Source organism: Xanthomonas sp. NCPPB 3570 (genome assembly GCF_056725115.1).
Map to the genome: position 1 here is coordinate 4,116,345 of NZ_CM161513.1, position 12,669 is coordinate 4,129,013.

General features: G+C 67.5%; 13 protein-coding genes and 1 riboswitch. Of the genes, 2 read left to right on the forward strand and 11 right to left on the reverse strand.

Going from position 1 to position 12,669, the window contains the following annotated elements; translation table 11 throughout:
* Positions 1-243 precede the first annotated feature (243 nt).
* Entirely contained in the window at positions 244-1,755 is a 1,512-nt protein-coding gene (locus tag AC1PLR_RS17730) for an N-acetylmuramoyl-L-alanine amidase family protein (protein ID WP_481101829.1), read from the forward strand.
* A 495-nt stretch (positions 1,756-2,250) separates the two neighbouring features.
* On the opposite strand, the gene thiL is transcribed toward AC1PLR_RS17730, so the two are convergent.
* From thiL to AC1PLR_RS17755, 5 genes are all read right to left on the reverse strand, one after another.
* Positions 2,251-3,225 (reverse strand): thiamine-phosphate kinase, encoded by a 975-nt coding sequence (thiL, locus tag AC1PLR_RS17735; protein WP_481101830.1) that lies wholly within the window; start codon positions 3,223-3,225, stop codon positions 2,251-2,253.
* 131 nt (positions 3,226-3,356) lie between these two features.
* Complete coding sequence (gene nusB, locus AC1PLR_RS17740; RefSeq protein WP_010340900.1) at positions 3,357-3,827, reverse strand: transcription antitermination factor NusB; 471 nt, start codon at positions 3,825-3,827, stop codon at positions 3,357-3,359.
* Complete coding sequence (gene ribH, locus AC1PLR_RS17745; protein WP_481101831.1) at positions 3,824-4,291, reverse strand: 6,7-dimethyl-8-ribityllumazine synthase; 468 nt, start codon at positions 4,289-4,291, stop codon at positions 3,824-3,826. The genes nusB and ribH overlap by 4 nt, the downstream gene beginning before the upstream one ends.
* A 121-nt stretch (positions 4,292-4,412) precedes the next feature.
* A complete protein-coding gene (gene ribB / locus AC1PLR_RS17750; RefSeq protein WP_481103634.1) occupies positions 4,413-5,540 on the reverse strand; it encodes a 3,4-dihydroxy-2-butanone-4-phosphate synthase in 1,128 nt (375 codons plus the stop codon).
* Between the two features lie 115 nt (positions 5,541-5,655).
* Positions 5,656-6,255, reverse strand: a complete 600-nt coding sequence (locus AC1PLR_RS17755) for a riboflavin synthase (RefSeq protein ID WP_481099016.1) — start codon at positions 6,253-6,255, stop codon at positions 5,656-5,658.
* A 79-nt stretch (positions 6,256-6,334) separates the two neighbouring features.
* Positions 6,335-6,498, reverse strand: a riboswitch (FMN riboswitch).
* 218 nt (positions 6,499-6,716) lie between these two features.
* Between AC1PLR_RS17755 and AC1PLR_RS17760 the strand changes: the two genes are divergently transcribed.
* Complete coding sequence (locus AC1PLR_RS17760; RefSeq protein ID WP_481101832.1) at positions 6,717-7,343, forward strand: hypothetical protein; 627 nt, start codon at positions 6,717-6,719, stop codon at positions 7,341-7,343.
* A 123-nt stretch (positions 7,344-7,466) separates the two neighbouring features.
* On the opposite strand, the gene ribD is transcribed toward AC1PLR_RS17760, so the two are convergent.
* The 6 genes from ribD to AC1PLR_RS17790 form a co-directional block, all read right to left on the reverse strand.
* Positions 7,467-8,582, reverse strand: a complete 1,116-nt coding sequence (ribD, locus tag AC1PLR_RS17765) for a bifunctional diaminohydroxyphosphoribosylaminopyrimidine deaminase/5-amino-6-(5-phosphoribosylamino)uracil reductase RibD (protein WP_481101833.1) — start codon at positions 8,580-8,582, stop codon at positions 7,467-7,469.
* On the reverse strand, positions 8,579-9,055 hold the full coding sequence (locus AC1PLR_RS17770) for a GNAT family N-acetyltransferase (RefSeq protein ID WP_481101834.1): 477 nt from the start codon (positions 9,053-9,055) through the stop codon (positions 8,579-8,581). The genes ribD and AC1PLR_RS17770 overlap by 4 nt, the downstream gene beginning before the upstream one ends.
* 4 nt (positions 9,056-9,059) lie before the next feature.
* Positions 9,060-9,590, reverse strand: a complete 531-nt coding sequence (gene nrdR / locus AC1PLR_RS17775; RefSeq protein ID WP_010340907.1) for a transcriptional regulator NrdR — start codon at positions 9,588-9,590, stop codon at positions 9,060-9,062.
* A 105-nt stretch (positions 9,591-9,695) separates the two neighbouring features.
* Positions 9,696-10,964, reverse strand: coding sequence for a serine hydroxymethyltransferase (glyA, locus tag AC1PLR_RS17780; RefSeq protein ID WP_420007915.1), 1,269 nt, complete (start codon positions 10,962-10,964; stop codon positions 9,696-9,698).
* 121 nt (positions 10,965-11,085) lie between these two features.
* The gene (locus tag AC1PLR_RS17785) at positions 11,086-11,577 is read right to left on the reverse strand and encodes an RcnB family protein (protein ID WP_481099021.1); all 492 of its coding nucleotides are present in this window, start codon (positions 11,575-11,577) and stop codon (positions 11,086-11,088) included.
* A gap of 110 nt (positions 11,578-11,687) precedes the next feature.
* Positions 11,688-12,611 (reverse strand): helix-turn-helix transcriptional regulator, encoded by a 924-nt coding sequence (locus tag AC1PLR_RS17790; protein ID WP_481101835.1) that lies wholly within the window; start codon positions 12,609-12,611, stop codon positions 11,688-11,690.
* Positions 12,612-12,669 lie beyond the last annotated feature (58 nt).

Sequence of the window (12,669 nt, forward strand, 5' to 3'; positions counted from 1 at the left end):
TCTTTGTGCCAGGCACTTTGCCCAATTAGCGGCAGCCGCCTGTAGCGTCAAGCAAGCCAAATGACGGATCGAACACGCTACCAGGCGTCGCGTCGCCGCTGACCCAATCCTCCACTGCTTTGGCACAGATGTGTGTGCTCGAAGAAAGGGACTTTCTCGCAAAACCAATAACACCTTCGAAGCAGACCACATCGACTGATATGATCGCTCGGCAGGGGGTGGAATCAACATATGGAGCTACAAATGAAGTGGATGCACTTTGCAACGACTGTCGCAGCATTGACATTTTCTTCAGGTATTGCGCCTGCCAAATCGAGTGAAGCACCGGCTGCGGTAACTGCAACAGCTTGGACTGATCTGCAGCCGCAACTGCAGGCAGCGATGCAGGCCTTCGTGGACAAGCAAGAAAGATATCCAGGGCAAGACAAGACGATCGTGGTGCGTGTTTCATACGACACCGCCTCCAGAACCGTGATCGTGGACCTTGGCCGAGGCTTCATACCGAAAGGCATGACCAAATGGCGCGAAGGCTTTAGTGACACCTACAACAGGGTAAGCCAGTACGGACACGATCTTGTCGATGGGATCATCGACATCTCGACAGTCTCGCTTCGCTTCGACGGCTCCAGCATCAATACGCTATTCCCTGCGGACTTCCCTATACAAACAGACCGTTCCGACACGTCGACCCTTCCGACACCTCCGCCGGTCGTCCTCAATCCGGGAAGCGGCTACTACTTCAACCATGGATCCAACCAATGGGTCACACAGCAAAGCCCCTCCAATGGAATCCTTGAAGACGACTACACGGCAAAGTTCTCGGACTATCTGCAAAACCAGATTTATACCAAGAACACGGCCGTGAAAAGCATCAAGCAGACCAGGAATCTCCGCGATTTCTTCATCGACCCCACCAGCAATGTCGCGGGATGGAGACTTGCAAGCAGATATTACATGCAGAAACTTTATCCCGACAACGGCCCCACGTTGTGGAATATCTTTCCGAATGGAACCGACGATACAACGAGGCTCGACCTGCGCGAGCAAGACGAAGACCTGGCTTCCAGGCCTCTCTACGCCAACCTGGTGAACGCCACCCACCTGATCTCCATTCATACCAACAGCGGCGAGACAGGCAAGACCGGGGCAGAGGTCATCGTGCAATCCGGCAGCCCATTCGCTCAAAAGCTCGGAAACAGCGTCCTGTGCTATCTGCGAGAGCAGATCCATTCCGTACCCGGCTACGAAAATTTCAAGATCGCCCATAGCGTGACCGAACTGGACAAACTCGAGAATCGCAAGGCCACCATGCCTGCCATCATTATTGGACTGGGTTACCACACCAACACGCAGGACGCCGCGGCATTGAAGGACCAGAATTTCGCGCAAGCCGCGCTGCGCGGAGTCGAAAAGGGGCTGAGGCTTCGCTCGGTGGATTGCTCACCCTTTACCCTCGTCAGCATTGAACAACCCACCTCTGCACCATCGCGAGATGTCTATCCAAAGCTGACTTATTCCGGTGACTTCGATACATGGCTTCACATCGACACGACCTTTATCAGCTGCCCTGTTGGAAAATGCAAAGCGAAGCATTTCCAATTCGCGAGATCGCCAGCAGATAAAACCGTCGAACTCGAGTTCGCCTGCCCTTCGGGAATAAAGCAGCCGACGACATTTGTCGCAAAAACCAAAATCTACGATGCCTTCAACGTCCAGGGGGGCGAGTTGCAGCACCAGTACATTTGCACACCCTAGCGTCACCGGATTCCGTGGCGCCGACCCGCGCCACGGAATCTCTTTTCGTCAGCGTTTTTACTAAGCACCACGCCACTCAGCACTGATTGCTACTCATGCAATTGCGCCCGCGATCCGCGTGCGCGGATGGGCCTGCCAATGCAGTGACTGCGAGCGCAGGAGCCATTGGGGCAAAGCCCCAAACGGGGCGGCAACTCGAACACCTCCCCCTCTCTATCAGCAGCCTTGGCAGTGACCGGGCACTGCCAGAGCCGGCTGTCTCCATAAGCCCAGAGCCAACCACGCTGGGCTCGAAGCAGACATCAGACGTGGTCAGCCGCAAAACGCATCGGCGACAGTCCTGAGATCGCACGTCTGCGAATCGATCAACTTGGACGATCGACAAGATCGACCGCTGCGCGCTCATCGGCGCACGGCCTTGAACAGCTCAGAGACAGCGACGTACGCGCGCCGCGCCGATACTCGCGACGGTTCCTCCCATCACGACGCAACCCACTACTTGACGAAATGCTCATATCCGCGTCGCGGCGGCTGCCAGGGCCGGCCACCGGCATCGCGCACCACGATGCCACGGCCGGCGACGATGCGCCCGATCGGCGTCGCCGTCACCCCGACCGCCTGAAGCGCCTGCGCGATCGCCGCGCGCTGCGTCGGGGCGGCGGTGAAGCACAGTTCGTAGTCGTCGCCGCCGCCCAGTTGCCAGGCGTGCACCTGCGCAGGGTCCGCGTCGGCCGGGGCGGCGACCGCCGGCAGCGCGGCCAGGTCCAGTTCGGCGCCGACGCCGCTGCGCGCACAGATGTGCTCCAGGTCGGCCAGCAGGCCGTCGGAGACGTCCACGCAGGCCCGCGCCAAGCCGCGCAGGCGCAAGCCGGCCTGCACCCGCGGCGTCGGCCGCAGCAGGCGCTGGCGCAGGCGTTCGTGCAGCGGATCGGCGGCCGGCGCGGTCACGTCCAGCCGCCCCGCCTGCCACAGCGCCAGCGCCGCGGCGGCCTCGCCCGGCTGGCCGGTCACCCAGACCGCGTCGCCGACCTGCGCGGCGTCGCGGCGCAGCGCCGCCGTCGCCGGCACGCTGCCGATCGCGGTGACCGACAAGGCCAGCGGCCCGCGCGTGGTGTCGCCGCCGGCCAGGCCGATGCCGTGCGCGTCGGCCAGGGCGAAGAAACCCTCGGCGAACGCATCGACCCAGGCCATGTCGACCTGCGGCAGCGACAGCGACAGCGTGCACCAGCGCGGCTGCGCGCCCATCGCCGCCAGGTCGGACAGATTCACCGCCAGCGTCTTCCAGCCGATGTCGGCGGCCGCGGTCTCGGCCGGGAAATGCACCCCGGCATTGAGCGTATCGGTGGTGATCGCCAGCAACTCCCCCGCCGGCGGCAGCAGCAACGCCGCATCGTCGCCGATGCCCAGCGGCAGGTCGTCACGCGCCCGGCTGCGTGCGCGCAGGCGCTCGATCAGATCGAATTCGGGCATTGGGGGCTGGGAATGGGGAAACGGGAATGGGGAATGGGAAAAGCAGGAGCAACAACCGGCGCGCCGGCGATCTTGGAGGGGACGGCAGTTGCTTTTGCCATTCCCCATTCCCGTTTCCCCATTCCCAGCCCTCAGCCCCCCGACTCCACCGCGCGCCACTGCAGCGCGGCGCGGTCGAGGACGCCGTTGACGTAGGTGTGGCCGTGTTCGGAGCCGAAGCGCTTGGCGGTCTCGATCGCTTCGTTGATCACCACGCGGTACGGCACGTCCATGCGGTACAGCAGTTCGTAGGCGGCCAGGCGCAGCACCGCGCGTTCGATCGCATCCACTTCCTCGACCGTGCGGTCCAGGTAGCCGACCAGTGCTTCGTCCAGTTCGGCGCGGTGCTTGAGCACCCCTTCGACCAGGTTCTCGAAGTACACCAGGTCGGCGATCTCGTGCGCCTGCTCGTGCGCGAACTGGGCGATCACGTGCTGGGCGTTGCCGCCGGAGATCTGCCAGGCGTAGATCGCCTGCAGCGCACGCCGGCGCGCACGCGAACGCAGGACCGGATCGACGCCGTCGCGGCGCGGGTGGTGCTTGTGGCCAGCGGGTTTGTTCACGGCAGCAGCTCCAGCAGGTTGACCATCTCCAGCGCGCCCAGCGCCGCTTCCTCGCCCTTGTTGCCGTGGCTGCCGCCGGCACGCGCCTCGGCATCCTCGACCTGCTCCACCGCGAGCACGCCGTTGAGCACCGGGATGCGGAAGTCCAGCGAGACCCGCAGCAGGCCCTCGGCGCAGCCGTCGGCGACGTGTTCGTAGTGACGGGTATCGCCACGGATCACGCAGCCCAGCGCGATGATCGCGGCATGCTTGCCGGCCGAGGCCAGGCGCGCGGCGACCAGCGGCAGTTCCCACGCACCCGGCACGCGGATCACGTCCACCGCGTCCTCGGCGATGCCGTTGCCGGCCAGGCTCTGCCGCGCGCCGGCGACCAGCACGTCGGTGATGCGGGCGTTCCAGCGGCTGGCGATGATCGCGAAACGCGCCGACTCGGGAGTGCGGAGGTCGCCTTCGTAGTGGGACATGGCGGTGGCAGCTTGAGGGGGTGGGAGAGTTTAGCAGGCGGTGGGCCCGCGCCCCGAGGAAGCGCTCCCGGGGCACCGTGCAGAAGGCCGAACCACCGCCAACGGCAGGAATCGCGCGGGATCAGCTTTTACCGATTCCCCAATCCCGATTCCCGATTCCCGGCTCTACATGCTCCACCACCTCTAGCCCGAACCCCGCCAACCCGACCTGCCGGCGCGGGGTGCCAAGCACGCGCAGCTTGCCCAGGCCCAGGTCGGCCAGGATCTGGCTGCCGGCGCCGTTGCGCCGCCACTGGCCCACGTCCTTGCCGTGCGCCGCTTCCGGCTGGGCGCGCAGCCGTGCCAGCAGCGCCTCGCTGTCGCGCGGCGCCGACAGCACCACCATCACCCCGCGCTCGGCGGCGGCGATCGCGCGCAAGGCGTCGCTGGCGGCCACGCCGAAGTCGTCGCGGCGCCAGTGCAGCAGGTCGGCCAGCGGATTCTCCACCTGCACCCGCACCAGGGTCGGCGTCTCGGCGTCCGGGGTGCCGCGGACCAGGGCGAAATGCAGGTCGTGGGCGATGCGGTCGCGGTAGGTGACCAGGGTGAAGCCGCCGAACTCGGTGTCGATCGGCCGCTCGTCGATGCGTTCGACGGTGTGCTCGGTGGCCAGGCGGTAGGCGATCAGGTCGGCGATCGAGCCCATCTTCAGGCCATGGGTGCGCGCGAACTCCTCCAGTTGCGGACGCCGGGCCATGCTGCCGTCGGGGTTGAGCACTTCCACCAGCACACCGGCCGGCTCCAACCCCGCCAGCATCGGCAGGTCGCTGGCGGCCTCGGTGTGGCCGGCGCGGGTCAGCACGCCGCCGGGCTGGGCGATCAACGGGAAGATGTGGCCGGGCTGGCTGAGGTCGTGCGGCTTGGCATCGGGCTTGACCGCGGTGCGCACGGTGTGGGCGCGGTCGTAGGCGGAGATGCCGGTGGTCACGCCCTCGGCGGCCTCGATGCTGACGGTGAAGTTGGTATGGAACTGCGCGGTATTGCGCTGGACCATCGGCGCCAGGCCCAGCTGCGCGCAGCGCTCGCGGGTCAGCGACAGGCACACCAGGCCGCGCGCGTGGGTGACCATGAAGTTGATGTCCGAGGGCTTGACCAGCTCGGCGGCCATGATCAGGTCGCCCTCGTTCTCGCGGTCCTCGTCGTCGACGATGACCACCATGCGGCCGGCGCGGAGTTCTTCCAGCAGCTCGGGGACGGAGGCGAAATTCAGGCTCGGGGTAACGGAAGGCGACATGCGGAAACTCGAGGAAAGACGGAGGATGCCGCGCGCGCCGCAGGCGGCGGCGCAGCGTGGCGAATAGGCGGAAGGCTGGACGCGGGCAGAATCAGTCCTGGCGGCCCTGCAGCAGGCGTTCGACGTAGCGCGCGACCAGGTCGATCTCCAGGTTCACCGCCGCACCGACAGCGGTGTGCGCGAACGCGGTGTGCGCCACGGTGTGCGGAATCAGCGCGACCTCGAAGCCTTGCGCATCCACTTCATTGACGGTGAGGCTGACCCCGTCCACGCAGATCGAGCCCTTTTTGGCGATGTAGCGCAGCAGCGACGCCGGCGCAGCGAAGCGCCAGCGCTGCGCGCGCGCGTCGTCGTGGATCGACAGCACCTCACCGAGGCCGTCGACGTGGCCGCTGACCAGGTGCCCGCCGAGGCGGTCGCTGGGGCGCATCGCCCGCTCCAGGTTCAGCGCCGCGCCCTCGGCCAGGCGGCCGAGCGTGGTCAGCGCCAGGGTTTCGGTGGAGGCGTCGGCCTGGAACGCCGCCGCGTCGAAGGCGATCACGGTCAGGCACACGCCATTGACCGCGATGCTTTCGCCCAGGCGCACGTCGGCGAACGGCAGGCTGCCGGTGGCGAAGGTGAAGCGCAGATCGCCGCCCTGCGGCTGGCGTGCGGCGAGGTGGCCGACGCCTTCGATGATTCCGGTGAACATAGCTACGTTTCTCGCAATGGGGTGAGCGAAAAACGCCACAAGGCAAACAGGCACGCGCACAGCCGCGAGGCTGCGCGAAAGCCGTCTTCTTTCATCCGGACTATACCGTCGGCCCCGGCATCGCACCGGATCTGCTGACCTTCCCGAGCCGGCGCATCGCGCCTGCGCCGGGAAGCGCTCGCGGGCTCGTGCGCGAACGCACCTACCGCCGGTGGGGAATCGCACCCCGCCCTGAAGACGTTTGTGGTCGCCGGCGAACCGGCCCGGGCATTTTAGCAGGCGTGGTCGGGCGGGTCCGACCCGCACTGTCGATCGGGACAGGACACTGCATCGCGCGGCATGCCTGCCCCCAAGACAGCAATGTGAAATATTTGTTAAGATGCGCAAGGCGACAGCGACGTCGCCCGTGTCCGCCCTGCAACGGGGCACCGACACTGTCATTCATTCGGAGAGCACCACCCATGCGCAACACCCTGATCCTGGCTGCCCTGTTGGCGGCCGCACCCTTTGCTGCGTCGGCCGAGGGCCTGAGCTACACCTATGTCGAAACCGGCTACTCGCGCCTTGACCCGAAATCGGACGCCCTCGATGGCGCCTATGTGCGCGGCTCCGTCGCCATTGCGCCCCAGGTTTTCGTGTTCGGCGGCTACACCCGCGTTACCGACACCCGGTACTACTCGATCTTCGACGACGGCAGCCACGACTTGACCGAAAAGTACATCGCCAGCGATTCGGAGATCGGCATCGGCTACCACATGGAATTCACCGAAAAGCTGGACTTCGTCGCCGATGCGGCGTTCCAGCGCAGCCAGCTCGAACTCAAATCGAATTTCCTCGGCGACCGCTATACGACCAAGGACCATGCCAACATCGGACAGGTCACTGCCGGCGTTCGCGGCAAGCCGTCGGCACGCACCGAAGCCTGGATCAAGGGCGGCTACTTCGACGGCAACGCGATGAAAGAGGGCAAGTTCGTCGGTGTGCTTGGCGGCCAGGTCAACGTCACCCGGACTTGGGGTCTGGTGACCGAGTTCCGGTTCGTCGAGCAGAGCAACCAGGGCTGGCTGGGCGTTCGCGCAAGCTTCTGATCGCAAAACAGCTCCATCAAGAAAGGTCCCGAGCGGGACCTTTCTTTTTTGCGTTCGACTATTGGCAATGCAGCGCCGTCGATCGTATGGAACGGTAGGCCGCCGTGGCCGCCACCGTCCTTGTCAGGCATCCACGGCCGCAGGCCGCAGCAACAGGCGCAGGTCGTCGCCGACCTGACGCACGTCCTGCAGCTGCAGCGGCACCTGCTGCGCCATGGCCTCGATGCCGAGCCCGGCCAGCAGCGGGCGAGCGCTATCGCCAAGCAGCAGCGGCGCCATGTACACCAGCAGTTCATCGACCAGGCCGGCACGCAGCAGTGCGCCGCTCAGTGTCGCCCCGGCCTCGACCTGCACCTCGTTGATGCCGCGTTCGCCGAGCAGGCGCAGCGCCGCATGCAGATCGCAGCGCCCGTCGTGCAGCGGCACGGCGGCGAATGTCGCGTGATCCAGCGTCGGCGGCACGCAGTCCGGTGCATGCAGGTACAGGGTCGGCGCACTGCCGTCGCGGACCTTGGTCTGGGCCAGGCTGCGCAGTTGCGCGTCCAGCACCACGCGCAGCGGCGGTACCACCTCGGTCGCCGCATCCAGGCGCACGGTCAGCGCCGGGTCGTCGGCCAGCACGGTGCCGGCGCCGGTGAGGATGGCGCCGGCGCGGGCGCGCCAATGCTGCACGTCCTGGCGCGCCGCCGCGCCGGTGATCCATTTCGATTCGCCGCTGGCCAGGGCGGTGCGTCCGTCCAGGCTGGCACCGAGCTTGATCCGCAGCCACGGCCGGCCACGCTCCACCCGCGACAGGAAGCCACGGTTGAGCGCACGCGCCTGCGCTTGCATCAACCCGGATTGCACCGCGATACCGGCTTCGCGCAGCAGTGCGAAGCCGCCGCCGTTGACCTGCGGGAACGGGTCGGCCATCGCCGCCACCACCCGCGCTACGCCAGCCTCGATCAGCGCCAGCGCGCACGGCGGGGTGCGGCCGTAGTGCGCGCACGGCTCCAGGGTCACGTAGGCGGTGGCGCCGCAGGCGCGTTCGCCGGCGGCGCGCAGCGCGAACACCTCCGCGTGCGGCCCGCCGGCGCGCTGGTGGAAGCCCTCGCCGACCACCGCGCCGTCGCGCACGATCACGCAACCGACCATCGGATTGGGCCGCGTGGTGTAGGCGCCGCGCTCGGCCAGGCGCAGGGCCTGCGCCATCCAGCGATGGTCGTCGGCGGAAAAGCCGGGCGCCTGCGGAGCGCTCATGCGGCAGCGCCGCCAGCGTCGATACGCATCACCACCACGTGCAACGGCCCCAGCGGCAGGTCGGCATGGCGCTGCCAGCCCAGGCGCTCGTAGAACGGCACCAGCACCGGCTCGCAATACAGGTACAGCCACTGCACGCCGAAGCCCGCGGCGGCCTGCACGCAATGCGCGACCAAGGCGGCGCCGACGCCGGCGCCGCGCGTCTGCGGCCGCACGTACAGCGTGGCCAGCCACGGCGAGAACTGGCGGATGCGCGCATCGTCGTTCTGCAGCAGGCTCACCGAGCCCAGCCAGTCGTCACCCGCGAGCGCGATCCAACTGGTGGGAATGCGCTTGTCGTCGCGGTGGCTGCGCAGGTCGGCCTCGGCCTCGACCACGTTCCATTCCGGCAGCAGCGGACCGAAGGCCTGCAGATGCTCCTGCGCTAGCGTCGGGATGTGCTGCGCGGCCTCGGCCAGACAGACGATGCGCATGCGCTCAGCGCTTGCCGGTCTTGTCGCCCGGCTTGGCCGCGCGCACCAGGTCCAGCAGCGGCAACTGCTCGCTGCCCACCGGCAATTCGCGCTCGAGCTTCTCGATCTCCTCGCGGAAATCGGCCACGTCCTGGAAGCTGCGGTACACCGAGGCGAAGCGCACATAGCCGACATGATCGAGCTTGCGCAGCTCGGCCATGACGTACTCGCCGACCCGGATCGAGGGCAGTTCGCGCTCGCCGGACATGCGCAACTGATGCACCACCGCACGCACCGCCGCCTCGATCTGTTCCTCGGCCACCGGTCGCTTCTGCAGCGCGCGATCGAAGCTGGTGCGCAGCTTGCGCGCATCGAACGCCTCGCGACCGCCGTCGCTCTTGATCACCGTCGGCAGCTTGAGCTCGATCGTCTCCAGCGTACTGAAGCGCTCGCCGCAGGCCTCGCACTCGCGACGCCGGCGGATCGTCGCGCCATCCTCGGACACGCGCGAATCGATTACCCGGGTATCGGTGTGCTGGCAGAAGGGGCAGTGCATCAGGGGCTGGGATTGGGGATTGGGGATTGGGGATTGGAAAAAGCAGAAACCTCAGGAGCCGAGCTTACGCCCAATCCCGAATCTCCAATCCCCAATCCCGGCTTCTCAGCCATACACCGGATACTTGCGGCACTGCGCGGTCACCGCGTCGCGCACGCGCGCCAGCACGGTGTCGTCGGCCGGGGCGTCGAGCACGTCGGCGATCCAGTTGGCCAGGTCGACGCAGTCCTGCTCCAGGTAGCCGCGGGTGGTGATCGCCGGGGTGCCCAGGCGCAGGCCCGAGGTCACGAACGGCGAGCGCGGGTCGTTGGGCACCGAGTTCTTGTTGACGGTGATGTGGGCCTTGCCCAGCGCCGCTTCCGCGTCCTTGCCGGAGACGTCGCGGCCGATCATGTCGACCAGCATCAGGTGGTTTTCGGTGCCGCCGGAGACGATCTTGTAGCCGCGCGCGATCAGGGTCTTGGCCATGGCCTGCGCATTCTTCACCACCTGCTGCTGGTAGCTGGCGAACTCCGGCTCCAGCGCTTCCTTGAACGCCACCGCCTTGGCCGCGATCACGTGCATCAGCGGGCCGCCCTGGATGCCGGGGAACACGATCGATTGCAGCTTCTTGGACAGGTCCTCGAGCTTGTCGCCGGCGCCGGCGGCACTGGCGACGATGATGCCGCCGCGCGGGCCGCGCAGGGTCTTGTGGGTGGTGGAGGTGACCACGTGCGCGTGCGGCAGCGGGGTCGGATAGACGCCAGCGGCGACCAGGCCGGCCACGTGCGCCATGTCCACGAAGAAGTACGCGCCGACCTTGTCGGCGATGGCGCGGAAGCGCGCCCAGTCGATGACCTGCGAGTACGCGGAGAAGCCCGCCACCACCATCTTCGGCTTGTGTTCCAGGGCCAGGCGCTCGACCTCGTCGTAGTCGATCAGGCCCTGGTCGTTGACGCCGTACTGCACGGCGTTGAACAGCTTGCCGGAGGCATTGACCTTGGCGCCGTGGGTCAGGTGGCCGCCGTGCGCCAGCGACATGCCGAGGATGGTGTCGCCCGGCTGCAGCAGCGCGAAGTACACCGCCTGGTTGGCCTGCGAGCCGCTGTGCGGCTGCACGTTGGCGTAGTCGGCACCGAACAGCTGCTTGACCCGGTCGATGGCCAGTTGCTCGGCGACGTCGACGAATTCGCAGCCGCCGTAGTAGCGCTTGCCCGGATAGCCTTCGGCGTACTTGTTGGTCAGCTGGCTGCCCTGCGCTTCCATGACGCGCGGGCTGCAGTAGTTCTCGCTGGCGATCAGCTCGACATGGTCTTCCTGGCGGCCGGCTTCGGCGGCGATGGCGCGGGCCAGTTCGGGATCGTAGGTTTCGATGCGGGCGTCGCGCGGGAACATCGGGTCTCCGGGGGCATGGACAGAAGGCAGACGACTAGTTTAAGCCCCGCGCGCGCCCGAGGGCGAACCAAAACGCGAACGGCCTCCCGAAGGAGGCCGTTCGGCAGTGCTGCGGCGGGGATCAGCGGCCGCTGAGCACCAGGTCGGCGATGATGCCGGTGGCGACGGCGACCAGCAGCAGGTTGCCGGTGTCGTCGCGCACCCAGCGGTAGCCGTACGGCGGGCGCCGGACCTGGTAGCGGTCGTAGTCGTAGACCACGTAGTTCGGGCCGTAGTAGCGCTGGCCGCGCGCCCAGCGCGGCGGGCCCGGACGGTAGTAGACGACGTCGGGGCCATTGCGATAACCGTCGCGGTAGCCGCGATCGTAGGCGCGACGGGCATCGCGGCGATCGCGCTCGCGGTCGCGCCAGTCGCGATCGCGATCGGCGTCGCGGTATCCGCGGTCGTACCAGCCATGGTCGCGCGGGCCCGGTCCCGGGGGCGGGGGCGGCGGTCCCGGAGGACCCCAGCCCGGGCCCGGGCCTCCCGGACCCCAGGCGAACGCGGATGGCGCCATGAAACCCAGCGCCAGCGCGGACGAGAGGGCAATTGTGGCAAGGCGTTTCATGTTCATGGCAGCTCCGTCACGTGGTGTGGCGATTGCATTTAGAGCCTTGCCGTCTGAACCGCCTCCTGCTGGAATCGGTTACGTATTCAGCTTTGCCGATCGGGCTAAGAAAGCGTTCATCCATGGGTACTTGCGGCCTGCGCGTGCAGGCGCAACAACGCGGCCTGCGCTGTGTCATCGGCTGGCAAATAGACCACCAGGCGGTTGCCGTTGCGCGGCGCCGACCACCAGTTGACCTGCTGCAGGCGCAGCTCGCCTTCCTGCGGATGGCGGAAGCGCTTGAGCTGATTTTCCACCCCGCGCACCTCGCGCCGCTGCCGCCACAGCGCATCGAACTCCGCCGAGGCGGCACGGTAGCGCGCCAGCAAGGCCTCCCATTCCGGCTCGCCCAGGTGCTCGGCCATCGCCGCGCGCAACATCGCCACCATGTGCTGCAGCACGTCCTGGCGATCGAGCAGCGCGTGGCGCCAGCGCGGATTGGTGAAGGCCTGATAGACGCAGTTGCGATCGGCATCCGCCAGGCCGGCCAGGGTCACGCCCATCAGCCGCTCGAAGGCCGGGTTGGCGCCGAGGATGTCGAAGCGCGGCGTCTGCAGCATCGCCGGCCACGGCCCGAGCTGATCGAGCAGCATGCGCGCGGTGCCGGTCAGGCGTTCGCACGGCGGCGGCGCCAGGGCCGCGGTCTCGCCCACCCCCGCCAGCGCCAGCACGTGCGCGGTTTCCACCTCCGAGCACTGCAGGGCGCGGGCGATGGCGGTCAGCACACGCGCCGAGGCGCGGACCGGGCGCCCCTGTTCCAGCCAGGTGTACCAAGTGACGCCGACATCGGCGAGCAAGGCCACCTCCTCGCGGCGCAGGCCCGGGGTGCGGCGCCTGCCGCCGCGCGGCAGCGCCAGGCGCGCCGGGTCCAGGCTCTCGCGACGCGCGCGCAGGAACGCGCCCAGCGCGCGGGCACGCTCGCCGGCCAGGGCCGGGCCGGACGCGGCCGCTGCGGCCGCCCGCTGCGGCGTGGGGGTGGAATGCGCGAGGTCCAGTTGCATCGTCTTCTCCGCGTCGTTGTCTGCCGGCACCGATCGATACGGCGCCAGGACCCGGCGC